We start from the raw sequence: 23,513 nt of genomic DNA, 5'->3' as shown, positions 1-23,513 counted from the left end.
GCCAATTGGAGAGATGTTAGTGAAGACGATTGCGATTTTCTACCAGGGACGCAAGCAAGCTTCGTCCAAATTCGCAGCCCAACTTGTACAGACCCTGCAGAAGCAAGGTCATACTGTCCGTGCTATTGATATCCACCAGGAAGGACTGGAGTCAGATCCTGCCTATGACCAGAGTTCGTTTCAAGATTGCGACCTGGTACTGGTTTTGGGTGGTGATGGCACGATTGTACATGCTGCTCGTATGTGCGCCAGTACAGGAGTACCAATCGTTGGCGTGAACTTTGGACGCGTTGGCTTTCTTACAGAGATGGAACCAGACGATATAGCAAAAGATCTGGGCTATTATCTTAACGGCGATAGCTCCGTCTGGGTAGATGAGCGCGCAATGCTTCACGCAGTACTTGAGCAAGATGGTCAGCGTGAAGAATTTCTGGCGCTGAACGATATTGTAATCGCCCGTGGCACCTGGCCTCGGGTCGTACAAGTCTGCGTCTGGGTGGATGATTACTACTATAACACGAGCTATGCTGACGGCATCATTATTTCTACCGCCACAGGTTCCACTGCTTATAATATGGCGGTTGGAGGTCCATTGTTGCATCCCCAGGTCCAAAGTATGGTCCTGACGCCGATCGCAGCCCATCTCGCCTCTGATCGGTCGCTCATTATCCAGCCAGAAGCAACCATCAAGCTACAAATTTTTACTGGCTCTCAGAATGGTGTTTTCTCTGCCGATGGCCAACTGAACCGGGAGGTAAAAGACGGCGCGATCATCACTGTCCGCAAGAGTCAGTATACGACCAGGTTTCTCAGGCGCCGGCCGCCAACTTACTTTTATCAAATTATCAACGCGAAGTTAAGAAACGATAACCTGACTGCTAACGAAACAAATCATGCTAATTGAGTTAACGATTAAAGATTTCGCTATTATTGACCGCCTGCAGATCCGCCTGAACCGTAATTTTAATGTGTTCACAGGCGAGACAGGCGCGGGTAAGTCAATCATCATTGACGCAGTTAATGCGTTACTTGGTGGGAAAATAGGGGCCGAGTTCGTCCGTGCTGGTTGCGAACGCGCTACAGTCGAGGGGGTTTTCTCAGTTGAGGCACTCCCACAACTTCCTACCGATTGGCTACCATTCGAAGAAGGCTCAGAGGCCAACGATTCCGATGGTTCGCCTCTGCTAGCTTTAATTGAGCAGGTCGAACAGGGGACAACTTCTTCAGGGGCCTCTCAGAGTGCCGATGCTCTCGTAGCACTGGCCGCGCTTTTGCGCGAATATGATCTCGTTCCCGAAGATGGACAACTGATTCTGACCCGCGATATTTTCCGTTCCGGACGTACTGTTGCCCGTATAAACGGGCGTGCACTCTCATTACATATCTTACAGCAAGTGGCTAGCTGGTTAGTGGATATCCATGGGCAAAGCGAAAATATCAGCCTGCTACGACCAGATCAACACATCAATTTCCTGGACCGCTACGCCGAGACACTCTCCATGCGTGAACAGCTGGGAGAGAAAGTCACCGAGTGGCGCAATGCACGCAAGAAGCTCCTCTCGCTACAACAAAATATCCGTGAACAGGAACGGCGAGCTGAATTTCTGCGCTTCGAGATTGAGGAGATTGAGAAAGCAAACTTGCGTCCTGGAGAAGTGGAGGAACTGGAGGAGGAGCGTAAGATTCTCAGTAATGCCGAGCGCTTACGCGAACTCTGCACACATATTTATGGCTCCATTCAAGGTTCAGACCTGGGAGGAGATGGCTTCCAGGCAGCACTGGACCAGATTCGCCAGGCCCAACGCTCGCTAAGTGAGTTGGTGCGCCTGGATAAATCTATGGAAGAATATGAGGAGACGCTGGCGGGAGCGATCTATCAGCTTGAGGATGTAGCAACGTCGATCAGTAGCTATGAATCAGATATTGAGGATGATCCTAATCGGCTGTCTGAGGTTGAAGAGCGCCTGGACCTGATTACCAAGCTGAAACGCAAATATGGGGCAACGGTCGAAGAGATCTTGCAGCATATGGCTAACGATCAGGCCGAGCTTGAGACAATCGATAATCGCGATGAGCTCATAATAAAGCTCAAACGGCAGGATGGTCAGTTCCGCAAAGAGATCGGTGTACTGGCACAGTCACTTTCAGAACAACGCTCTGCCGCAGCCCAGACGCTGGCTACCGCGATGGAAGAACAGCTCAATGATCTGAACATGCGCCGTGCTCGCTTCCAGGTAGAAATTGTCCAACTAGCAGACGAACAAGGGGTCCCGGTCAGCCTCAATGGTCAGGACGAAGAATACTATGCTTGTGATATGAGCGGTGTAGATCGAGTCCAATTCTTGATTGCCCCCAATCCTGGAGAACCCTTTAAGCCACTGACAAAAATCGCCTCTGGTGGTGAGACATCCCGCTTGATGCTGGCACTAAAAACGATTCTGGCAGATGCCGATGCGACTCCGACCTTGATCTTTGACGAGATTGACGCCGGTATCAGTGGGCGTAGCGGCCAGGTGGTTGGTGAAAAGCTCTGGCAATTGACGAGCAATCACCAGATTATCTGTGTCACTCACCTGCCACAGATTGCGGCGTTTGCGGATACCCATTACAATGTGAATAAGCAAATCTTCGATAATCGAACGATGACTATCGTGAATGAATTGCGCCCAGAACAACGTGTACGCGAGATTGCACATATTATGGGCGGCAATGTCACCGATATTGCAATGAAGAGCGCCGAAGAGATGCTGGGACGTTCCAACATGTGGAAAGACAACTGGCGGCGACAAAAAACCGTCCCTGAGAAAGCCATCGAACCAATAGAGCGCTAGTGGGGGTGGGAGTCGATTGCTAGCAATGATAGAGGATCCATTATGCCATCAGTAGCCATTCTGGGCGCTGGAATGAGTGGACTGGCTGCAGCCCACTCATTCCAGGATGCCGGATATACGGTCACGTTGTTTGAGAAGAGCCGTGGTGTCGGTGGGCGTGCAGCGACCCGCAAACGCGAGGGCTTTATTTACGATCATGGTGCCCAATATGTCAAAGAAGGGACACCAGCCAGCCTGGCACTTATCACAGAACGTTTCCGGACTCCCGACCTGATCGATATCAAAAAACCTGTCTGGATCTTTGATGGACAGGGCCATATTCAAGCTGGCGATGAGAAGCAAAACGCTGAACAGAAACTGAACTACCGCAACGGCCTGACTACCCTCCCCAAAAAAATGGCCACAGGGCTCTCAATCCAATTTGAAACGCGCATTATAAACGTGCAACAAGAAGCAAGCGGCTGGCGGCTATATGACAGCGCAGGCTATAACTATGCTGGCTTTGATTTTCTCTTTATTACATTGCCTGCTCCTCAAGCCAGAAAATTAATACAGGCCAGCCAGATAGAAACAGCGCTACAGCAAGAGATAATACAGCGGTTGACGCCCGCCAGCTACAATCCACTGCTCTCGATCATACTGGGCTATCATCCCCAACCGCGCACACGCCCTTATTACGCGCTGGTTAATAGCGACAAAAAACATCCCATTTCATGGCTTGCCTGGGAACATGAGAAAGCTCCTGAGCGCGTCCCACCAGAGTCTGGTATGTTGATTGCGCAGATGGGGCCAGAGTATAGTGCAGCTCATATGGAGACCTCCGATACAGAGTGTATTCAGCAGGTAGCACAGATGATAGCGCAACTGCTGCAGGAAGAGCTGCTTTCTCCAATATTTACGGATATTCAGCGCTGGCGCTATGCGTTACCGGCACAGAAAGTGGATGGTGATGCGCTGAATGCTAAAACGCTGCCACAGCGACTGGCCTTCAGTGGAGATGCCTTTGTGGGTGGACGGCTACATCTCGCGATGGAACATGGTATAATGGTGGCCCAGCAACTCATCAGCCAACAATAACTTTCCTAAAAAATAGTGGAGTTCTACTATGTTTTCTACATTGCCACAAGCCATTCAGGACGAATTGGCGCAACTTGTTCAACGCTATGGTCAACCCATTGTACAATCTGACACTCTACATATTCATGAAAGTTTTGATCCCTTAAGTAAAACCGATCGCTATGGCGAAGTATGTATGGTCATCCGGCGTAAAAATGGTCGCTTACTCACTATGATTAAAACCTTCTATCCACAGGGTGCCTATCGTCTGCTGACCGGTGGTATCAATCATGGCGAACATGTTTTTGACGCGCTGTTGCGCGAGACGCAGGAAGAGACTGGCCTGCAGGTCGAGGTCAAACAATTTCTGGCCGTAGCCACTTACCATCTGGAAAACACCGATCAGACCCCTGTCTTTTATACTTTTGCCTTCTTACTGGACGAATTGGGTGGCACCCTCAGCGTTGAAGATGAAGATGAGCAGGTGGCAGAGTTTCGCGAGATAGCGCCAGAGGAACTGCTACCACTGGCTGAACATCTAGAACACCTTGGAGATCAATATAGTGAAAATATAGCGGGACGCTGGGCATACTGGGGACGCTTCCGTGCCGTCATCCATCGTCTCGTCTGGCAGGCTCTTAAAGCTTAAATTGAGCCATCAAGTTCGATCAAGTCAGACAACCGTACTGTTTTACGACATGAATGGCACAGGTATGTTATAATTCGAAACAAATAGCAGACGACACATGCTTGTCTGACTTGAGTTTACCAAGGATTATGTTCCATGAACAAGAAGTATACCAGCACAATTTTATTGTTTGCTGTATTTATTGGTTTTTTCATCTGGGGCGTGACCATGCTCCATGATACACTTACGGCAACAACCAGGGATGGTGAGAGCATTGTCTATGCTATTATGATTCTTGGCTGCTCTATTGCAGCATTAGTTGCTATCTTAAGGTTACCCCGGAAACGGCATTCATAGGCAGTACACTGACTGCTAGATACCAGGATACAGAATATGACAGAGAAATCACCAACAACGGCGTTGGTCATCCGCATTGCCACACCCGAAGATATCGTCCATATCGATCATCTCGATAGCTTCAGTGCATCCCCCACCCGTGATATTCACCGTGACATGCACAAGTACTTTGGCTCGGTTGACCCTTCGACTCATGAACTTACGATCATTTTTCTGGTAGAAGTGGAAAATGAGGTAGTCGCAAAAGCAGAATTAATGATTCCGCCCCACGATGCAGCACATGCTGTCGGCTATGTGAAGCGAGTTATCGTCCATCCTGACCATCGCGGTAAAGGCTACGCACGCACTGTTATTGAGCACATCATAGCGTATGCCCAGGAGGAACAGAAGCTGCATGCCATCGATTTGCATGTCTGGGATCAAAATTCCTCTGCCATTCGCCTTTATGAAAACCTGGGATTTGAATTGCAACACCGGGAGCTGTATTACCGCTTATCCCTATAATTTCAGCCCCGTTACCTGAAAAGATCAAGGAAAGCTCAATGTTTCCTCAAGATCATAATTGACTGCCATAAGTTGTGACGGATCTCAACCTCCCTTCGTTTTAAGACGTGGACCGAGAAAACACGTCTATAAATCTGGTTGCAGTTGGACGCTATGGTACATTTGTCTTCTCGGTACTTCGATGGGAGGTAAAAAGCGCGTCGCCTCAAACTCATCATTTAGTCGTGCACTGTATGAATAAATACCTGAATGTTTCTGAAAATTGCACGCGTTATGCATGAGGCAAAGCGCGAGTCTATGGCACAGCGATCTGTAATAGGACCGACCACTTACATAAAAAAAGATAAACAACCTTTTAAATACCAATGGATGCGGTACTTTTTTACTGAAGATACATCGTACTCACAGCGTCCCATCATAGAACTGCAACGACGCGCCGCCTGGATCGCTGTAGCTATCCTGTTTCAGGCGTCCAACGAAATTCCTCATGTAGCTGATGTCAGCGCGCTCATTCCATTTTTCTTGCTACTGGGTAGTTTCTGGGCCCTCTGGATGGCTCTGCGCCCCGCTCCAAAGCAGGTTTCAGAGAAATCGGGACGCCCGCAGGTACGTACCTGGCAACGGGTGGTGTTAATCCTGACATTCCTGGTCACAATTGCTGGAATGTTTCAGTTTGGCCGCGGACTCGTCGAGTGCTTTTCGGCTCCGCAGTTCTCAAATGATGGTACGTCACTCGACACTAACGCGGCAATCTTGCTAGTACAAGGGCGCAATCCATATAGTGATTCAAATATCCCAGAGCTTTTTCGACGCTTCGATATCAATGCCAACTGGACGACCCCTTTGCGACAAGGCCAGTTCGCCGATCGGTTAGATTATCCAAGCATGTCGGAACTGCAATCTATTCTAAATACATCGCTGAAATCTGGAGATGTTCCTGAATTCGAGGCTAAAGTAAGCTATCCAGCACTTTCATTTCTGACACTGGTGCCTTTTGCACTCTTCCAGAATTATAATGTGCTGCCGTTCTACATGCTCTCCTACCTGCTGATTGTCATTCTTGCCTGGCGGGCAGTGAAACCCGAATTGCGGCCATGGGTAATCTTACTGGCGATCGCCAATGTGCCGATGTGGGCCTCCACGATCGGTGGCAATCTGGACATTTTCTATACCCTGCTCCTGATTGTCTCCTGGCTCAAACGTGATCAGCGTTGGATATCAGCCATCTTCTTTGGACTGGCTCTGGCCACCAAACAGATCGCCTGGTACTTTGTGCCATTTTACCTGATTATGGCCCTGCAACATTATGGTTGGAAGGAAGCTTGCTATCGCCTGGCGATTGCCGGAGGCATTGGCCTGGCTATCAACCTACCCTTTATCATGTGGGACTATCACTCCTGGTTCGCAGGAGTTATGGCACCAATTGCGGACCCCATGTTTCCGATGGGTGTAGGTCTGATTACCCTGAGCACCTCTCATCTGCTGCCCTACTTCCCAACCTGGGTCTATACCGCCCTTGAACTGGGTGGCATGCTCTCGACCTTTGTCTGGTACTGGCGCATCTGCCGTAGCCGACCTGAGGCTGCGATGCTCCTGGCCGTATTACCGCTTTTCCTGGCCTGGCGGAGTCTATCGTCCTACTTCTACTGTGTTGCCTTTCCGACCTTTATCCTGTCCGCAGCACAGATGAAAACCGCAAGACAATATGCGTTTGACTATCTACGCTCGCGTAAGCAGACCGGTCAGTTGCCATCAACTGTACAGGTTTAATAGAAAACCATGACATTGTTTGCAATGAAGCAAACAAACGAGCATAGCTGGCATATCCTGGCTAAAAAGAATGTTCGTTAGCTGGAAGCTCTTGAGAGAGACTTGATCAATGTTGATAGGTCTCTCTCAGGAGCTTCCTTCTGTGATTACGCTTTTGTAGACGTTCGCCCTTCTCGACTCTTCTCTCTCTTCGTGGTACAATCCACTGGATAGAGTGTTGTAGTGAGGAGTAAAGAGCGACCATGACTGCAAAAAAAAATGCCGATATTCAGCTTTCCCCTGAAGAGATGAGCCAGGTTGAAAGCATACATACACAGTATCCAACGATAGCGACCCAACTCCACGAAAGTAAAGATCAAACCCAGATAGAGGCGGCTTTAAAAGATATCTTTGCCTTATCAGAAGCAGCACAGATTGCCTTGATAAAATCCCTGGCTAAAACAAACCGGGCCGAGGCGGCCGACGTTCTGGCTGGGATCAATGCTGTAAGTCCCCAAAAAGAGGTGCGGAAAGAGGCACGCCGGGGATTGCTGCGCCTTGGCGGTTCCAAGGTGACACCTCATTGGACAGCTCCAATCATCCATGCCCCGGCTGTTCAGATGAACGTTGCCAATCCCCCACGCTTCTGGCAAGGTTTTGCTACCCAATCCCGTGAACAAGGAGAAGTACAGATATCACTGTGCTGGGAACAGGGATATGACTATGGAGAAGCCCGTATCATAACCCTGGTACTGGACTTCTGGAATGATGGGATAAAAGACTTTTTTAGCGAGTCCGGGACCAAACGACATATAGAAGAGCACATCCGAGAGATACATAAATTGGCCACAGAAGTAGATCTGATCCCCTGCTCATTGGCTGAGGCCAAACATATGATCGAAGAGGCATTGGATGTTAATGCCTGGCATCAGACCCAGCCACATGCAGAGTATCGGTCACAGCTACCAACACTCAATAAACTCATATTCCAGGCTGTCGAGGCCGATGCAGTCAGTGAGCGCACCTTTGTAACACCAGAGATGGAGCCACAGGAAGTAGTGGTCAACTTTATTGGAGCCTGGTCATTTGGCGACTATGGCCTGGCCTATGATCTCCTCACGACAAACAGTCCTGTGCGCGATAACCTGACACGGGATGAATGGATACAACAACATCGGGCCTGGTTTGATGAGGCTCACCCCACTCGTATGGAACTGAATTTTGCCCATGAGCGTGAACAAAAACAGAGTGCTATCTGGCTCCCAGGCTCCGCGACAAGTCATCGACCCCCAGCCAGTAAAGAGCTGGAACTCGGCTGGTCGCTCGAACTATTGGAGACACCTCTCAGTGGCACGCTCAAAGAAATGCCGATGGGGACCGCTGTCAACAAAGAGACTGGGCGCCATTGGTTTTGGAACAACTATACACTGATCAGAGAGAATAATGCCTGGCGTATCCAGCAAATCAAAGATGAGATAGTGGCATTACAGGCATTGTCGGTCAATGATTTACAGAAGCGCATCAAAGAATATGAGGATGCGATCGAGAAGGGTGTCAAGCAGCAAGAGAATAATCCAGAGGCATTTGTGGAAGAGATGTCCTGGCGCCTTGGCCAGTTACTGAACTTCCAGGATGCACTACTCACCCAATTGCCTCTAGATTATAATGCCAATGAAGATGCTTATAGCTATGCGGTTCTCACTGGCAATCCCGAACGTATGATGGTCTATCTGGAGCGGCTCATTCAGCGCTTTCCACAAAATCGGGCTGATACGTTACGTCGACTCGGTGCGACCCTGGCTGAGCTGGCCTTCAGATTTGATCTCCCTGAGTTCAAGGAACGCCATCAGCATTTAGATCTTATCCGAAAACCTAATGATGAGAAGCATACTGAAAACAAATGAGTCCGCAAGCCAGCTGCAAGAACGCTTGATACGTTTGACCAAGCTTTTCCCAGCGGACCAGCAAGCGGCGCCACCGATTGAGCCAGGAGAAAAAGCGCTCGACCACCCATCGACGCGGCGTTTTTCCTGGTTCCAGGCTGTTGGCTTCTTCCTGGGGAGGCTGATACCACGTGTGGTACTTCCGGTTGAGCCGCACGTGTGGTTCATAGCCTCGTTCATAGAGCTCACCATAGATTGCCTCATGATCATACGCCGCATCCAAGCACAGGTTTTGAGGATGCTCCACGGTGGGTTCTGGTTGTTCAGCGACGAGAGCATCCAGGGTGGAGAAAAGCAGCTTGCTATCATGGCGGTTGGCCCCATCAATGCACAGCGCCAGGGGCAAGCCACGGCGATCACACAGAATGCTCCGTTTGGTTCCCTGTTTGCCGCGATCGGTGGGAGCGGGGCCGACGGCGGCTCTGGCGAAAGGGGCTTTCACGGTCGAGCTGTCGGCGCTCTGCCAGTCCCAGCTGATGCCGACCAAGTCGTCATAGTGTTGCAGGCCAGCCTGCCACAAGCGCTCAAAGACGCCTTGGGCTTCCCACTCGCGGAAGCGGTCATAGACGGTGCTGGATGCTCCCAACTCACGAGGCAGGGCGTTCCATTGAATGCCGGTTCGCAACACATAGACGATGGCGGCAAACATCTTGCGATCATCGGCTGCAGGCCTTCCGCCTTTGGGATGCGGCGGCCGTTCTGGGATCAGGGGGCGTACGCGTTCCCACAGTTCATCGCTGACTTCCCACGGTCGTGTTCGTACCATCGTTGTTCACCTCATCGTTTTTTGTCTGTATTGTATCACTGGTTTTCGGATAAGGTCTTAGTACAAAAAGCCGAAGAAAATTTACGGGAATCTGTCATTGTGGACGATAGCGCCACGAGCCATTCCTTGCTGGGTGAGCTGCTAATGAGCCTGGATCGCAATGAAGATGCCCGGGCAGAATTCATGAAGAGCCAGGAGTTATTGCCCCCTGATAATCAGGACATTCATCTCGAAGCTTCGATTGAAGCCGGGCTGGGAAATGTGTCTATGCGTCAACAAAAGTTTGAGGATGCCATACCACATTATCAGCGCGTAGCCGAGATACTGCCAGATTATACAGGGATCTGGTTTAGCCTGGGCTTTGCCAATCGCTTACTGGGACGTCTGGATGAGGCTGAAACGTATTACCAGAGAGCCTTAAAAGAAGAAGCGACCGATGTTCGCATCTATAGCGAGCTTACAGCAATCTATATGCAACGCGCTGAGACAAACAAGGCCCAGCTACTGTTGGAAAATGCATTGCGTCAATATCCAGAGACGGCTTACTTGCATGCGTTACTGGCCTCGGTATTGGCCGAAAAAGGTGATCGCCGCCAGGCCCAAAGACACCTTGAGGAAGCAGAACGCATTGATCCTGAATCAGACTTTATTCCAGCTGTACGTCAGCAAATCGCCACCACCCGCAAACGCGTGTAGGGTTATTCCTGATCAGGAATAAGGAAAGGACAGTAATTATTATGGCAGACCAGGAAGACAAGAAGATAGTGTCGCAGTCTGAAGCGGCACTCTTAAAACAATATCAGCAGATAGCGCAAGCTTTAAACGAGAGCGATAACCTTGCTGGCGCCAAAGCGGCACTGGAACCCATTAATAGCCAGCCCAAGGAAGCGCAGGTCGCGTTCCTCAAGGACTTGGCCAAACAGAAAACCAGGGAAGCGGCGGATATCATTCAGGCCATAAACACTTTAAGTGAGAATAAAGAGATCCGCAAAGAAGCTCGCCGTCGCCTCATTCAATTGGAAGGTGACGACATTTATGCTAAATGGACGATACCCGCTGGCCCAAGCTTAACCGAAACAATTGAGAGCTTTACCCAGAGCGATAAGGGCGAGGAAGATCCGTTCCTCTCCGAATTGCAATCTCTCTTCGGACAGGCAGAAGGGTTGATGGGGGTACCAGAACACCTGGATATGGTCGCTGAATTTCTACAAGAATGGGGCAACCAGAACTATGAGGAAGCCTTCACCTATCTCTCTGAAGAAAGTCCTTTACGCGAAGGGCTCTCACAAGAAAATTGGATAGCGCGCCGCCAGACCTGGGCCAAGAAGGTACAGCCACATGATCTACAGGTATCCTTCATCCAGCCAGTTGCCGAGGAACTGGGACCAGATATAGCACAGGTCGATGTGGGCTGGTCGATCAGACTTACCACGCAACCCACCCTTACGATACCAGAATGTCCACAGCCCACCATTACCTTTAAAGAGACTGGTCGCGGCTGGTTCTGGATGCGCTATACCGTCGTCTTTGAAGACGAGGAATGGCGCGTACACGATCTGACCAATGAGGCAACCCGCATAAGTGAGTTGAGCGAGGCCGAGATCCAGCAGCGCATTGAAGAGATTAATAACCAGATCGAAGAAGAGAGCGAAGAGATTGAAGCAGATGTAGATGAGATCGAAGAAGATGAGGAGGATGAGGAACTAGAGGACGAAGATGAGGAAGATGAGGAGGATGAGGATGAGGAGGATGAGGACGACGAGGAGATGGAGCTCTTCGCTGATGCACTCGATCATATGAATTCGATCATTCGCCTTGGCACTCAACTACTCCACCACTATGATGCACTCATTGCTAAAAATCCACAGCAAGGTGTAGCGCTCTATAACGATGCGTTTAATCTGGCGGGAGGAATTGTAGATGCTGAGCGGGCGGCATATTATGCTCAGCAGTTGGCCGAACATATACCATCCGAGCGCGGCTCAGCTTTACGCAACCTTGCCTACAGCTATCATGCGCTGGCATCTAAATTCCATAATAATGATGATCATGAGGAAGAGGAACGCTTCGATAACATGGTTGAGCCAACCATTCGCGAAGCCTTAAAGGTTGAGGATAGTCCGGAAAATCATATCCTGCTGGCCACGATACTGATCCAGCATGAAGAAAACCTGGAAGAGGCCGAGTCACATCTGCGTAAGGCTCAGAAGGGCCCGCTGACACAGGAGCATTCCGTTGATATTGCGATGGGATTGGCAGAAATTGCGATGCAACGGGAAGATACTGAAATGGCTCTGCACCATTTCCAGGATCTCGCCCACCTGACGCCCGATGATCCTCAGGTCTGGTACCGCATTGGCTATCTCCAGCACCAATTGAATCACCTTAAAGAGGCCAGTGAAGCGCTGCGACAAAGTATCAAGCTCTCGCCAGAGCTAACCGAGGCCTACACCGAATTGGCTAGCATTCACCTGCTTCAGGAGGATGTCAAAAAAGCCCTGGAGGTCGCGCGTGAAGGTCTGGATAACAATCCCGAGGCCGCAGACATGTATGCTACAATTGCACTGATCTATATGCAAAGTGGCGACTTCCGTAGTGCGGATAGGTATCTCTCAAAGGGTGAAGACCTGGATAGTGATGATGAGTTTGTACAAGAGGCTCGCCAGCGCTACAATGCAGAGTACAAACAGCAACGCGGACCACGCGGCCAGAACAAATCCAAACATAACAAAGCAAAGAAAAGATGACACAGATACAAGAAGAACGTACGATTACTTATCATACCGTCGAGCTAGGCCCGCTCTCGAGCGCCGGGCACGCCACGGCCACCATTAGTGAGCAGAATGAAGCAGGTGAGGTACATACTCACCTGCTTCAAGTCCCGGCGGGGCTTCCCGGTGAGCGTGTAACCATCGCGGTTGAGGCGCCTCCCACTCCAAGGCCTGGACGGAAACGCCGCCACTGGAAACAACGACCACCACGGGTGTGGATTACTGAGCTTCATGAGACCTCTCCTTTACGTATCCAGGCACCGTGCCCGGTCTTTGGTACCTGCGGTGGCTGCCAGTTGCAACACATGAATTACCCGGCTCAGCTGGCATGGAAGCGCGATGTTGTGCGCCAATTGCTACAGGAGGTTGGCCATTTCGCTGATCCGCCACTGCTGGACACCGTGGCCTGTGACAATCCCTGGCACTATCGCAACCATATGCGTTTCTCAGTAAATCGTGAAGGTCAGCCAGGCCTGACTGCGCGAGGTTCACATTGGGTCCTCCCTCTCGCGGAATGTCCGATTGCCCATGAAAAGATCAATCGAGCCCTGAGTGTGGTTAACCAGCATATTAATCCGCGCCCACAGGTATTGATCCGTTGTGCCACTGCCAACAATCAGATGCTCATCCAGCCAGCGCAGAACGAAGAGGTCACCCGGCAACTGGCAGAAAAAAGTATCGTCGTCCAGGAAGAAACCATGGAAGAGGTGTTGGGAGGACAAACCTTCCGCATCCGGCCCAGTTCATTCTTCCAGACCAATACCGCGCAGGCCGAGAAGATGGCTCAGATGGTGCTGGATGGCTTGCTGGCCGATCAGCCAGCCGAGAAGGTTAGCCAGATGACCGTTGTAGACGCGTATTGTGGAGTGGGGACATTCGCAGCCCTGCTGGCACCTCATGTCGGTAAAGTCATTGCCATTGAGGAGTCCGCCAGCGCGATTAAAGATGCGCAATGGAATATGCGCGACGTTGAACATGTCGAGATTATCAAAGGCAAGGTTGAAGATATGTTGCCCGGCCTCTCGTCACAGATCGATGGCTTCGTCATTGATCCACCGCGCGCTGGCTGCCAATCGATTGTCCTGGATGCCTTGATCCAGAATCCCGTGGCACGCATCATATATGTCTCCTGCGATCCATCAACCCTGGCGCGCGATCTCAATATATTGTGCAATGTGAGCCAGGCCTATCGACTGCGCTCAGTCCAGCCGCTGGATATGTTCCCACAGACCGCGCACATCGAAAATGTAGCCGTATTGGAGCGTACAACTTTATGACGACAACACAGTTGCCCTTGTTACTTGCCTCTGCCTCTCCTCGGCGGAGGCAGATTCTTGCCACCCTTGGACTCCCTTATACGGTCAGTGTCGCTCCTGGCGATGAAGATGCCGCCCAGGCCCATTATCAGGGATCGGTAGATGGATTGGGTGAATGGACCGCTGCCTATAAGGCACTGATGATGTTCTCCCGACCAGAGACCGCCAATCACCTGGTAATCACGGCCGATACGACGGTGATACTGGATGATCAGGAGTTGGGGAAACCACGCGACACCGAACATGCCCGCAGTTTGCTACGCTCGCTACGTGGACGCTGGCACCGCGTCGTCACTGGTATTGTGGTCAGTACGATGGTCGCTGGCCAACTGCAGATGCACGGCGAGAGCTGTAGCACCCCTGTCTTGATGCGCCCCTATACCGATGAGGAGATCGACGCCTACATTGCCACTGGAGATCCAATGGATAAGGCGGGCGCCTATGGCATTCAAAGTGCCAGTTTCCAACCTACCGAGAGCATTGATGGCTGCTACTATAATGTGGTAGGTCTACCACTGTGCACGCTCGTACGCCTGCTGGCCAAATTTGATGTCCACCCCGCCAATTCCGGCTGTAGCGATACGGCCTGTCCCTGGTCGGAGCAATGTCACATACGCTAACGCCCACACTGCGAGGCCGCTATGCGCCCAGTCCTACCGGCGCGCTACACATGGGTAACCTGCGTACCGCGCTACTGGCCTGGCTATTCGCCCGCTGCGCCTCGGGACAATTTATATTACGCATTGAAGACCTGGATCAGCCGCGCATGAAGCCACATGCCACGGAACAGATGATCCAGGATCTGCAATGGCTGGGGCTGGACTGGGATGAGGGACCGGAGGGTGGTCCCTATGCTCCTTATATCCAGAGTGAGCGCGTGGAAATTTATCAAAACTATCTCCAACAGCTACAATCCGCCGGGCTTGTCTATCCCTGCTATTGTAGCCGGGCCGAAATCCAACAGGCTGCCGCCCACTTTCCGCCAGGTATCGATGGAGGTGCACGCTATCCTGGCACCTGCCGACAGTTAACTGACCGCCAGCGCCGCCAGCATGAACGCCAGGGACGACACCCCTCACTACGCCTGCGCGTGCCCGATGAGCAAAACATCGCCTTTACCGATCTGCTCCTGGGTTCACAGCAACAACAGGTACAACAGGCGGTTGGTGACTTTATCCTGCGCCGCGCCGATGGCATCATAGCTTACCAGTTCGCCGTCGTGGTAGATGATGCCTTGATGCAAATCAATCAGATTGTGCGCGGGCCGACCTGCTCTCCTCAACTGCGCGCCAGATCGTCCTCTTTGAGCTACTCAACTTCCCTATTCCTGGCTTTGCCCATGCCCCACTCATTCGCAACGAGCAGGGGCAGAAGCTCTCTAAACGCATTCAAAGCGAGGGACTGGGCCCTGTACGCGCGGCTAACTATACAGCGGAAGAGATTATTGGTCGCATGGCTCATAGTTGTGGGCTGCTTGCTGAACAGACACCAATTAGCGCCCAGGAACTGGCCACGTACTATAGCCAGCAATCCCTTACAGTTTTATGTCAGCGCCTGCGGAGCAACGCCTGCCCATAATGGCTAGCTCACCCCGGGGATAGTTATCCCGGCATGTTCGCGCTGCTGCTCCTCGGGCCGAATAACAAACTCGGCCCGCATGATCTGCTTGTACACACGCCCCTCGCGCCAGAAAGCCGACAAATCGAATAGAAAAAAATCGACCGGGCGCCACAGAATGACCCAGAAAGCCACATTAAAGCCATCACTCAAAAACGTGCTGAGAAAGGCCGGGAGAACATTGACATTGTTGAGTAGGAACAACCCGCCGGCCAGAAACAAGATACCAATAATCAAAGCCCGCAAGGCATCCTGCTTCAGAATAGCAACTGAATTATTAGTTTGCCAGATCTGGAAGGTGCAATAGCGGTGTATCGCCTCATGCGTCTTCTGCTCCAGGTTCGGCTCAATATGGGGCGCTGGCAAAAAGATGGTGACACGTGTGCGCGTGTGCTTCAAGAATCCAGGTAGCTCACATTTGCTTTTAATAATCTCAATAGCCGGCATAAAATGCACGTTCTCCACAAAGGGATCGGGTTGAGGCACCGTAAACAGCTCATGAATAGAATTCAAATGTAGCGTAATTTCATCGACCTTCTCTCTTGCCATCATCCCTACCTTCCCCCATGGATTAAATATAGCCCTTGCTCTCTATTGTACCGAACCAACCTGACGGCTCATTGGAAGATAACTTTTAGCAGTGAAATCTGACCGTAAAAGGGATTAGCAGTGCATTCCAGGAACCGGCAATAGAGTACTATCTGGCGGGTACATCAGCACAGGTATTTTTGGTAGTCAGTACTAAACGCACCCCTGGGGACCAACAAAAAGTTTGTATGATATAATGCGGCCAAAGACGGGTTATTGAGCTCATATTTCTGTAAAAATTAGAGGGTTGGTTTTCGTGTTGTGTATGATGTTTATACTAAATAATATTGCAATAGCTCCTGGCACGGCACAAACAATGGGTTTTGCCATACAGATAGCCATTGGTAGTGCCACTATTATCGCGGCATTAGGATTAGGGCTTTTACTCCGCCGTTTGCTTGTTCGCCGCTTGCATAAGACCGTGCTGGACAACTGGATCATCCAGACGCTGGGCGCACTCGTCATTATTATACCTACGCTACTCGGCGTTATAGGCGCGCTGGCAATCTTTAATGCCTCGTTCATCATTACCACCCTGACCGAGAATGTCTTTAAGAATCCACAGGCAGCGATCCCTGTTTCCTGGAGCTTGATCGAAACGGTACTAATCCTGGTGCTGGGTAATGGCGTGGCGAGAACTGTACGTGCCATGATGGTACGCAGCCTGGGGACCAGTCGCGTCGACATCAATATGCGCACCTTCTTTGCGCGCGTTCTCTATATCATTATCCTCTCAATCACTGGCTTCTTTATCCTCTCGGTCTGGAATGTGCCTATCGGTATTCCGGTAGCTGTCTTAAGTGCCTTTACAGTTACCATTACGGTGGCATTCCAGGATATCCTGAAGAATCTGGTGGCCGGATTTTATATTCTGGTGGAGCGGCCTTTCTATATTGGAGATCAAATCAATATCACTTCCGGTATGATTACCTACGTCGGAAAAGTAGAGGATATTCAATTACGCGCAACACGCTTACGCCTGACCAGCGGTGAAGAGGTCAGCGTACCTAATCTTTTTATCTTCAGTAATGCTGTAATCAATAATACCCACTTTGGCGAGCGGCGCTCATTACTGCTGCTGACCATGCCACAAGAAGATTTCGATCGCGATGAAACCAGCAGTAAAATTCTTATGCTGCTCAAAGAATATCATGAGGTAATGACCAAACCAGATCCAGCCGTGATGGTCAATAGCTATGAGGAGGGCAAGGTCTCGTTGCAGATACGCTTCTGGGTTGCCACCGGTCAGATCATTGATATCTCAACAGTTGTTTATGAATTGCACAATCTCTTTCCCAATGCCGATATTAGCGTCAAGGAACCGATCTAAGATCTATCCTAAATGTTGCCTGTATGATAAAATCCGGGGAAGAAGAAATTGGCGTTAGCATAAGGGAGTGTAGCTATCAGTGAAGATGCGATCGATTGGTTTAATGGGGGGAACATTTGACCCGATTCACCATGCACATTTGATTGTGGCGGAAGAGGTGCGCTACGCTCTCAATCTAACGGAGATGGTTTTTATTCCCGCCGGCGAACCTCCCCATAAAGCTAAACGTACCACGGCACCTGTACAGGACAGGCTGGCTATGGTTGAATTGGCGGTGGCCTCAAATCCTCATTTCAGCATCTCACGCATCGAGATCGATCGTCCAGGCCCTTCCTACCTGGTGGATACGCTACGCTTACTTAAAGAACAGTGGGGACAAGATGTGGAGCTCTGCTTTGTAATTGGCTGGGATAGTCTGGAAGACTTTCCAACCTGGTATAAGCCCGCAGAGATCCTTGAGCAGTTGAATCGACTGGTTGTAGTACACCGTCCGGGATATGAAGATAATGAGGCATATAATCAACAATTAGAGGCTCGCTTGCCCGGCTTGCTACAAAAGATGTGCCTGATTGAGGTTCCACAATTGGATATCTCATCGACCGAGCTGCGCCGCCGCATCGCTGAAGACAGACCCATCAAATACCAGACACCAGAAGCGGTTGAAGCATACATCCAGGCCCACAACCTCTATCGATACCATATAGAAGGCTAAATATTCATGCAACCAATGCAATTTGAAATCGGGGATCGGCTCCGGCTGCGCAAAAAACATCCCTGCGGTAACTTTGATTGGGAAGTTGTACGCTTAGGGGCTGATATCGGGCTTCGCTGCGAAAAATGCGGTCGGCGCATCCTCTTGCCGCGCTCAGAGGTAGAACGCCGCGTCAAACAGGTGCTGCCCCGACTCCCACAAGCTGAAACAGATCCATTTGATGAAGAATAACTATCAACGCAAACAACACGATTTGACAGCGCCACTTGCATCTCCTTGCCAAATCCCTGTATACTCAGCGTTATAGAAGGAATTATTTCGTATGATGTACAAGGATATGGCATAATGGCAATAGCCCAACCGAATAAAGGTTTTCTCACTCTTTTCAAAAAGAGAAACTTCCTACGCCTCTGGCTTGCTCAGCTTATCTCCATGACCATTCTCAACGCAACTAACTACGCCTTGATTATGTTGATCAATAGCATTGTTCATTCAACCACTATGATCGGCCTCGCGATTATCTGCTTTAGCGTACCGGCGGTACTCTTTGGGGCACCAGCCGGGGTCTTTGTGGATCGCATGAACAAACGTCGCGTCCTCTGGGCAAGCAACTGTTTACGGGCAATCGCCACCATTGTGTTTGCCTGTATCCTGCTGGCTAACCGCAGCAGCGTACTCATTCCCATTTATCTATTAACATTTGTTATTTCAGCCATCGGCCAGTTTTTCACGCCCGCCGAGGGCTCAGCGATTCCCATGCTGGTCGATGAAGATGAGCTAATGCCAGCGCTCTCACTATTTAACATCACGTTCATGCTCTCACAGGCTATCGGCTATGTCTTGCTGGCCCCGATTGCCATCAGTTTATTGCCTACCTTCAGATTGTTCAACATCCCGATTGATGCATTCATCCAACTCTACGCAATTATCGCAGTCCTCTATCTAATCTGCGCCGCATTGATCGTGTCGATTCCACAATCTGGCTTCGCCCAGAGAGAGGAGCCACAAGCCGAGAGTACCCCGGATCTAGCAGTGCAAACTCTGGGGATCATGCACAACATTAAAAACGAGATGCAACAGGGCTGGAACTTTATCCGTAAAAGAAATGCACTCTTGTTAGCTGTAATCCAGCTCTCATTTGTGGGTGTACTCATCCTGGTAATTGGACAGATCGCGACGCCAATTGTAACCGATCTGCTCAAACTGAATGCTAATTTGATGGCCCTGGTCTTTGCACCAGCCGGCATCGGCTTAGTCCTTGGCTCCATTTTTATGCCCAGGATCTCGCGCCGACTGGGCAAACTACGGACCATTTTGATCGGCAATATTGGCCTGACCATAGCTACCCTGCTCTTACCAGTCTCAACTATTATTGCGCGCTGGTTGGAACCCAAAAGCTGGAATACCGATCCCTGGCTACTTGTCGCCATGGCTGGCTGCATGTTTGTGGCGGGTATCGCACTCGACTTTGTAAACATTCCAGCCCAGACAGCAATGCAGGAGCTAACACCAGACTGGATCAAGGGGCGCGTCCTGGCCTTACAGCTCGTCCTTTATAATGCGTGCTCTATTCCTATTATCCTGTCGATTGGCGCGCTGGCAGATACCTTGCACATCGATCGTGTTCTGTACCTGTTATCAGCCAGTATACTGATTTTCTGCATATGGGGCGTTTATTATGAGCGGAAATATCCTATGACCATAAAACCACAGGTCGGACAGCTCACGAATGATGAGGAAGCACAGCTCACAACATCATCTCATGGACATCCTATTGATTGAGGCATAGACATGCGCGTACAATACAAGAAGCGATAAGGCGAACAGAAGTGAGGATTGGAGAGAAATGACACCAGAGACTAAACTTATGGAACAGATTGCTCCATATCAACCCTGGCTCATTATTGCAGGAGTTTTTGTTCTCTTTATCTTACTACGCATCACACGTAAAGGATTGCGCCGCCGCATAGATGAATTTGGCTATCGGACGTTGCGCGAAAAAGGCCTGCTGATCTGGTTCTGGCTGAATGCCCCGGGCGTGATTGTCCATGAGCTAAGTCATGCTCTGGTCGTGCTGCTCTTCGCACCATTTGGGTTTCGCATTACCAGTGTGACGCTCTTCCGCATCAAGCCAATGGCACAACGCGTGCCTGGAGGACGTGTGGTGCGGCGCAATGGTCCGCAATCACTGCAATTGGGCGAGGTGCAATATGTGCGTCCGCAGGGCCGTTTTATGAGCTATGTCGGCGACGGCTTTAGCGGGGTGGCTCCCCTCTTTGGAGGTATCGCAGCCTTTATTTTCCTCTACTGGGTAGCCACTGGATACACAATCTGGGATATACCATTCGATGTCACGCATCAACAATGGCAGATCATTCGACCAGGTTGGCCACTATGGACACTGATCTTTGCGCCTTATTTAATCCTGTCTGTGACCTCCGAGCTATGGCCCAGCCACCAGGACTGGCATGGAGCGCGCTGGTTTGTGATCAGCCTGGCAGTCCTGGCAGCCCTTTTCATCACAGCCGTCTGGTATACACAGCGACTCGAAGATCTGCTGGCTGTAGCCACATTTGTATCCTCGCGTATTGATTTCGCCCTCACAGTCCTGCTAGCCCTGGACATCGCTTTCCTGGTCCTGGCCGAAGGGCTGGTGCGCCTGGTACGTAATTGATGCTAAGCATACATCTACCAGGGCCTGCAACAAAAAGCGCCCCGGTAGATGTATGCTTATAACATTGCTACCAATCGAATTTATTAATCAAGAAGCTGCGGCTGTAGTGCAACAAAATGGGGCTGCCATGGGGACAGACGGCGGGCGCCGCTACATTGGAGAGATTTTTGAGTAGGGTGCGCTGCTCGCCAGGACCCAATTCACGACCACGCTTGAGTGCCGATCGGCAGGCCAGGCCTATTAAAAGATGATCTTCCCAATCAACACTATCTTCAGCGGCAATCTCAGCCAGTTCCTGTAAATGGGCGGCTAATTGCTCACTCCCTTCGCTGGCCGGAACTGAACGAACCAGGAAGCTACGCCCCCCAAAGCGCTCAACTTCAATACCCAGGCCACGTAACATGGGGAGGCGCTGCTCAAGCAATTCTGCCTCGTAGCGCTTCATCTCGATAATCACTGGCTCCAATAAAAGATGGGTATGGATCTCCTCTTCTTCTGCCTTTACACCACTATACGTGCTACGCAGGTGTTCATAGATGATACGCTCATGGGCCCGGTGCTGATCAATGAGATAGAGGCTGCCATCGGTGGCTTCGGCCAGAATCACAGCCTGCTGTAACTGGGCCAGAGGATGCAGGCTGGCAATGGCGATCGCAGTTCCTGGTTCGGCAGCTTCAGCACGATAGCCCTCAGCGGATTCAGCCACATGCAGTCCACGGCGTCGAGGTCCCGGCAAACGCCGTTGGGTGGCCAGGACGGGGCCAGGAAATTGCACGGCCTCCGGTATCACCGGGCTACGCTCCAACTGTCCTTTTACGACCTGGATGAGAGCCTCTTTGATCTTCGCCTCTTGCAGCAGGTGAACTTCCGTCTTGGCTGGATGAACATTGACATCTACCTCAGTGGGCGGCACCTCTACCGCCAGTACCAGCAAAGGATGTTTGCCTTTGGGCAATAAACTGCGATAGCCCTGCTCCAGGGCCTCTTGTAATGCGCGCGACTGCACCCAGCGTCCATTGATAAATAAGGTTATGTATTGCCGGCTACTCTGTGCCAGCACACGATTGCCCATATAGCCCCGTAACCAGTAGTGCTTGCCATCGCTAACATCAATCTCCTGCAACATCTCAGCCAGGGAAAGATGATAAAGCTCGGTCAGGGTAGTAGCCAGATTGCCGCTACCACTGGTCTGGACAGCGGTATGCTCATCCAGGGCCAGGTAGAAGCGGACGGAGGGATAGCCAACCGCATAACGCCGGACCAGTTGGACGATATGACCATTCTCGGTACGAGCCGCCCTGGTATAGCTCAGGCGCGCTGGTACATTATAGAAGAGATCGGTGACGGTCACGGTTGTGCCGTGTGGGCGGGCGCGCCGGCCACGTTCCTGCAATTGCCCACCGCGCCAGCTAACCCAATAAGCAGGCTGCTCTTCCCCAGGCTGCTCGGTCTCCCAGGCCCGACTTTGAATGGTAACTTCCGCAATGGTAGCAATACTGGCCAGAGCCTCCCCACGAAAACCGAGGGTGTGTAAATGCTCCAGATCTTCAAAGGTCGTCAGCTTGCTGGTAGTATGGCGCTCACAGACCGTCGCCAGCTCGGCTTCAGGAATCCCATAGCCATCATCGCTAACCCTGATCAGGCGTAACCCACCACCGCGCACCTCGATACGGATATCCTGCGCACCCGCGTCCAATGCGTTCTCGATCAGTTCTTTGACGACCGATACCGGGCGCTCGATGACCTCACCAGCGGCGATGCGTTCAGCAACGGCGGGCGGCAACTCATGCAGGGGAGCGCGCACAAACGCTGGTCGTTGAATCAGAAAATCAGAAAACTGGCTCATCAATGCAGCACATTCTTCTTCTTTTGTAATAAAAATAATAAATTCAAGGCATCCATGGGGGTAATAGCCTGGACATCGATATCGTCCAGCGACGGTGCGCGCTCGCCACGTTCAACGGCCTCCGCGATACTCTGGGCCGCCCGGGTCTGCCAGTGAAAAGCGAGTAGCGGCCCCGATTGACTGTGTCCGGACGCATAAAAGCCATTGGACTCGGCCACGCGCGAGGTGCGCTGCGTGAAATTATGGGCTGCCGTCAGCACTGATGGATTGGTTTCGAGTTGCTGTAATACCTTCTCGGCGCGCTGTACGATGGAGGGTGGCATGCCTGCCAGTTTAGCAACATGCACGCCAAAACTGCGTTCAGCACAACCAGCAATCACGCGATGCAAAAAGACAATACCATTGGGATCATCTTCACTGATGGCTACAGTATAGACATGCAGGTGCGCTAATTCCTGGTCCAGGGCCGCTAGCTCATGGTAATGGGTAGCAAACAGGGTGCGCGCCTCAATCTCATTGTGCAGATGCTCCACCACAGCGCGCGCAATGGCCATCATAAGTGCTGGACCATCATCAAGTGCTTAAACGCGGTATCCACATGCTGCGCAATCTTCAGCAATAGATGTAAGCTCATGGGCTCTACTTCGTGGCATCGGATGCTAGCAAAGATGGTACCTTGCGTCATCAGTTCACGGATTCATCATAGCATAGACGATGTACTCAGGCGTATCTTCAGCACCGGGTAAAGATGCGATCCACCAGGCAATCTGGGCCTTGCGCGCAGGTACAAAGCTACCAATCTGCCAGCAAGTAATCAAAGCACCT

At 51.1% G+C, this 23,513-nt stretch carries 23 protein-coding genes; 18 read left to right on the top strand and 5 right to left on the bottom strand.

Annotated features, from left to right (window positions below):
- The first annotated feature begins 19 nt into the window (after positions 1-19).
- The 8 genes from EL645_RS19290 (at position 20) to EL645_RS19255 (ending at position 9,029) form a co-directional block, all read left to right on the top strand.
- On the top strand, positions 20-904 hold the full coding sequence (locus tag EL645_RS19290; RefSeq protein WP_161977501.1) for an NAD(+)/NADH kinase: 885 nt from the start codon (positions 20-22) through the stop codon (positions 902-904).
- On the top strand, positions 894-2,831 hold the full coding sequence (gene recN / locus EL645_RS19285) for a DNA repair protein RecN (protein WP_126552014.1): 1,938 nt from the start codon (positions 894-896) through the stop codon (positions 2,829-2,831). The genes EL645_RS19290 and recN overlap by 11 nt, the downstream gene beginning before the upstream one ends.
- A 42-nt stretch (positions 2,832-2,873) precedes the next feature.
- On the top strand, positions 2,874-3,908 hold the full coding sequence (locus EL645_RS19280; protein ID WP_126552013.1) for an NAD(P)/FAD-dependent oxidoreductase: 1,035 nt from the start codon (positions 2,874-2,876) through the stop codon (positions 3,906-3,908).
- Positions 3,909-3,936: 28 nt separating this feature from the next.
- Positions 3,937-4,536 carry an NUDIX hydrolase gene (locus EL645_RS19275; RefSeq protein WP_126552012.1) on the top strand — a complete coding sequence of 200 codons (600 nt, stop codon included), beginning with the start codon at positions 3,937-3,939 and terminating at the stop codon, positions 4,534-4,536.
- Positions 4,537-4,671: 135 nt separating this feature from the next.
- Positions 4,672-4,872 carry a hypothetical protein gene (locus EL645_RS19270; protein ID WP_126552011.1) on the top strand — a complete coding sequence of 67 codons (201 nt, stop codon included), beginning with the start codon at positions 4,672-4,674 and terminating at the stop codon, positions 4,870-4,872.
- Positions 4,873-4,908: 36 nt separating this feature from the next.
- Positions 4,909-5,376 (top strand): GNAT family N-acetyltransferase, encoded by a 468-nt coding sequence (locus EL645_RS19265; protein WP_126552010.1) that lies wholly within the window; start codon positions 4,909-4,911, stop codon positions 5,374-5,376.
- A 297-nt stretch (positions 5,377-5,673) separates the two neighbouring features.
- The gene (locus tag EL645_RS19260) at positions 5,674-7,146 is read left to right on the top strand and encodes a glycosyltransferase family 87 protein (protein WP_161977500.1); all 1,473 of its coding nucleotides are present in this window, start codon (positions 5,674-5,676) and stop codon (positions 7,144-7,146) included.
- 242 nt (positions 7,147-7,388) lie between these two features.
- Positions 7,389-9,029: a hypothetical protein gene (locus EL645_RS19255; RefSeq protein ID WP_126552008.1), complete on the top strand. Its 1,641-nt coding sequence runs from the start codon at positions 7,389-7,391 to the stop codon at positions 9,027-9,029.
- Here EL645_RS19255 and EL645_RS19250 read toward each other — a convergent pair.
- Positions 8,998-9,834 carry an IS5 family transposase gene (locus EL645_RS19250; RefSeq protein WP_126548740.1) on the bottom strand — a complete coding sequence of 279 codons (837 nt, stop codon included), beginning with the start codon at positions 9,832-9,834 and terminating at the stop codon, positions 8,998-9,000. The genes EL645_RS19255 and EL645_RS19250 overlap by 32 nt on opposite strands.
- A 99-nt stretch (positions 9,835-9,933) precedes the next feature.
- Between EL645_RS19250 and EL645_RS19245 the strand changes: the two genes are divergently transcribed.
- From EL645_RS19245 to EL645_RS46235, 5 genes are read left to right on the top strand one after another with little or no spacing between them, the layout of a single operon-like run.
- A complete protein-coding gene (locus EL645_RS19245) occupies positions 9,934-10,530 on the top strand; it encodes a tetratricopeptide repeat protein (RefSeq protein WP_161977499.1) in 597 nt (198 codons plus the stop codon).
- A 41-nt stretch (positions 10,531-10,571) separates the two neighbouring features.
- Entirely contained in the window at positions 10,572-12,581 is a 2,010-nt protein-coding gene (locus tag EL645_RS19240) for a tetratricopeptide repeat protein (RefSeq protein WP_126552006.1), read from the top strand.
- Positions 12,578-13,882, top strand: coding sequence for a class I SAM-dependent RNA methyltransferase (locus EL645_RS19235; RefSeq protein WP_126552005.1), 1,305 nt, complete (start codon positions 12,578-12,580; stop codon positions 13,880-13,882). The genes EL645_RS19240 and EL645_RS19235 overlap by 4 nt, the downstream gene beginning before the upstream one ends.
- Complete coding sequence (locus tag EL645_RS19230) at positions 13,879-14,541, top strand: Maf family protein (RefSeq protein ID WP_126552004.1); 663 nt, start codon at positions 13,879-13,881, stop codon at positions 14,539-14,541. Before EL645_RS19235 ends, EL645_RS19230 begins: the two co-directional genes overlap by 4 nt.
- Positions 14,526-15,506: a glutamate--tRNA ligase family protein gene (locus tag EL645_RS46235; protein ID WP_126552003.1), complete on the top strand. Its 981-nt coding sequence runs from the start codon at positions 14,526-14,528 to the stop codon at positions 15,504-15,506. Before EL645_RS19230 ends, EL645_RS46235 begins: the two co-directional genes overlap by 16 nt.
- Here EL645_RS46235 and EL645_RS19220 read toward each other — a convergent pair.
- Entirely contained in the window at positions 15,503-16,090 is a 588-nt protein-coding gene (locus EL645_RS19220; protein ID WP_126552002.1) for a hypothetical protein, read from the bottom strand. The two genes, EL645_RS46235 and EL645_RS19220, sit on opposite strands and share 4 nt — an antisense overlap.
- Positions 16,091-16,442: 352 nt before the next feature.
- Here EL645_RS19220 and EL645_RS19215 point away from each other — a divergent pair, with 352 nt between their 5' ends.
- The 5 genes from EL645_RS19215 (at position 16,443) to EL645_RS19195 (ending at position 20,842) form a co-directional block, all read left to right on the top strand.
- Positions 16,443-17,456 (top strand): mechanosensitive ion channel family protein, encoded by a 1,014-nt coding sequence (locus EL645_RS19215; RefSeq protein WP_161977498.1) that lies wholly within the window; start codon positions 16,443-16,445, stop codon positions 17,454-17,456.
- An 85-nt stretch (positions 17,457-17,541) separates the two neighbouring features.
- Positions 17,542-18,168 (top strand): nicotinate-nucleotide adenylyltransferase, encoded by a 627-nt coding sequence (gene nadD, locus EL645_RS19210; RefSeq protein WP_126554275.1) that lies wholly within the window; start codon positions 17,542-17,544, stop codon positions 18,166-18,168.
- Positions 18,169-18,174: 6 nt separating this feature from the next.
- The gene (locus EL645_RS19205; RefSeq protein WP_126552000.1) at positions 18,175-18,399 is read left to right on the top strand and encodes a DUF951 domain-containing protein; all 225 of its coding nucleotides are present in this window, start codon (positions 18,175-18,177) and stop codon (positions 18,397-18,399) included.
- Positions 18,400-18,513: 114 nt separating this feature from the next.
- Positions 18,514-19,950 carry an MFS transporter gene (locus EL645_RS19200; RefSeq protein ID WP_126551999.1) on the top strand — a complete coding sequence of 479 codons (1,437 nt, stop codon included), beginning with the start codon at positions 18,514-18,516 and terminating at the stop codon, positions 19,948-19,950.
- A 64-nt stretch (positions 19,951-20,014) separates the two neighbouring features.
- A complete protein-coding gene (locus tag EL645_RS19195; protein ID WP_126551998.1) occupies positions 20,015-20,842 on the top strand; it encodes a hypothetical protein in 828 nt (275 codons plus the stop codon).
- Positions 20,843-20,909: 67 nt separating this feature from the next.
- Here EL645_RS19195 and mutL read toward each other — a convergent pair whose 3' ends face one another.
- From mutL to EL645_RS44315, 3 genes are all read right to left on the bottom strand, one after another.
- Entirely contained in the window at positions 20,910-22,688 is a 1,779-nt protein-coding gene (mutL, locus tag EL645_RS19190) for a DNA mismatch repair endonuclease MutL (RefSeq protein ID WP_126551997.1), read from the bottom strand.
- Positions 22,688-23,245, bottom strand: a complete 558-nt coding sequence (locus tag EL645_RS19185; RefSeq protein WP_126551996.1) for a MutS-related protein — start codon at positions 23,243-23,245, stop codon at positions 22,688-22,690. Before EL645_RS19185 ends, mutL begins: the two co-directional genes overlap by 1 nt.
- 132 nt (positions 23,246-23,377) lie before the next feature.
- Positions 23,378-23,506 (bottom strand): hypothetical protein, encoded by a 129-nt coding sequence (locus EL645_RS44315; protein ID WP_281276338.1) that lies wholly within the window; start codon positions 23,504-23,506, stop codon positions 23,378-23,380.
- Positions 23,507-23,513: the final 7 nt, after the last annotated feature.

Source organism: Dictyobacter kobayashii, assembly GCF_003967555.1.
GTDB lineage: Bacteria > Chloroflexota > Ktedonobacteria > Ktedonobacterales > Ktedonobacteraceae > Dictyobacter > Dictyobacter kobayashii.
This window is presented reverse-complemented; position numbering and strand designations above follow the sequence as displayed.

Excerpts from the sequence above, each read along its gene's own strand:
- recN (WP_126552014.1), top strand. The coding sequence starts at position 894 with ATGCTAATTGAGTTAACGATTAAAGATTTCGCTATTATTGACCGCCTG.
- EL645_RS19280 (WP_126552013.1), top strand. The coding sequence starts at position 2,874 with ATGCCATCAGTAGCCATTCTGGGCGCTGGAATGAGTGGACTGGCTGCA.
- EL645_RS19275 (WP_126552012.1), top strand. The coding sequence starts at position 3,937 with ATGTTTTCTACATTGCCACAAGCCATTCAGGACGAATTGGCGCAACTT.
- EL645_RS19270 (WP_126552011.1), top strand. The coding sequence starts at position 4,672 with ATGAACAAGAAGTATACCAGCACAATTTTATTGTTTGCTGTATTTATT.
- EL645_RS19265 (WP_126552010.1), top strand. The coding sequence starts at position 4,909 with ATGACAGAGAAATCACCAACAACGGCGTTGGTCATCCGCATTGCCACA.
- EL645_RS19260 (WP_161977500.1), top strand. The coding sequence starts at position 5,674 with ATGGCACAGCGATCTGTAATAGGACCGACCACTTACATAAAAAAAGAT.
- EL645_RS19255 (WP_126552008.1), top strand. The coding sequence starts at position 7,389 with ATGACTGCAAAAAAAAATGCCGATATTCAGCTTTCCCCTGAAGAGATG.
- EL645_RS19250 (WP_126548740.1), bottom strand. The coding sequence starts at position 9,834 with ATGGTACGAACACGACCGTGGGAAGTCAGCGATGAACTGTGGGAACGC.
- EL645_RS19240 (WP_126552006.1), top strand. The coding sequence starts at position 10,572 with ATGGCAGACCAGGAAGACAAGAAGATAGTGTCGCAGTCTGAAGCGGCA.
- EL645_RS19235 (WP_126552005.1), top strand. The coding sequence starts at position 12,578 with ATGACACAGATACAAGAAGAACGTACGATTACTTATCATACCGTCGAG.
- EL645_RS19230 (WP_126552004.1), top strand. The coding sequence starts at position 13,879 with ATGACGACAACACAGTTGCCCTTGTTACTTGCCTCTGCCTCTCCTCGG.
- EL645_RS46235 (WP_126552003.1), top strand. The coding sequence starts at position 14,526 with ATGTCACATACGCTAACGCCCACACTGCGAGGCCGCTATGCGCCCAGT.
- EL645_RS19220 (WP_126552002.1), bottom strand. The coding sequence starts at position 16,090 with ATGATGGCAAGAGAGAAGGTCGATGAAATTACGCTACATTTGAATTCT.
- EL645_RS19215 (WP_161977498.1), top strand. The coding sequence starts at position 16,443 with ATGGGTTTTGCCATACAGATAGCCATTGGTAGTGCCACTATTATCGCG.
- nadD (WP_126554275.1), top strand. The coding sequence starts at position 17,542 with ATGCGATCGATTGGTTTAATGGGGGGAACATTTGACCCGATTCACCAT.
- EL645_RS19205 (WP_126552000.1), top strand. The coding sequence starts at position 18,175 with ATGCAACCAATGCAATTTGAAATCGGGGATCGGCTCCGGCTGCGCAAA.
- EL645_RS19200 (WP_126551999.1), top strand. The coding sequence starts at position 18,514 with ATGGCAATAGCCCAACCGAATAAAGGTTTTCTCACTCTTTTCAAAAAG.
- EL645_RS19195 (WP_126551998.1), top strand. The coding sequence starts at position 20,015 with ATGACACCAGAGACTAAACTTATGGAACAGATTGCTCCATATCAACCC.
- mutL (WP_126551997.1), bottom strand. The coding sequence starts at position 22,688 with ATGAGCCAGTTTTCTGATTTTCTGATTCAACGACCAGCGTTTGTGCGC.
- EL645_RS19185 (WP_126551996.1), bottom strand. The coding sequence starts at position 23,245 with ATGATGGCCATTGCGCGCGCTGTGGTGGAGCATCTGCACAATGAGATT.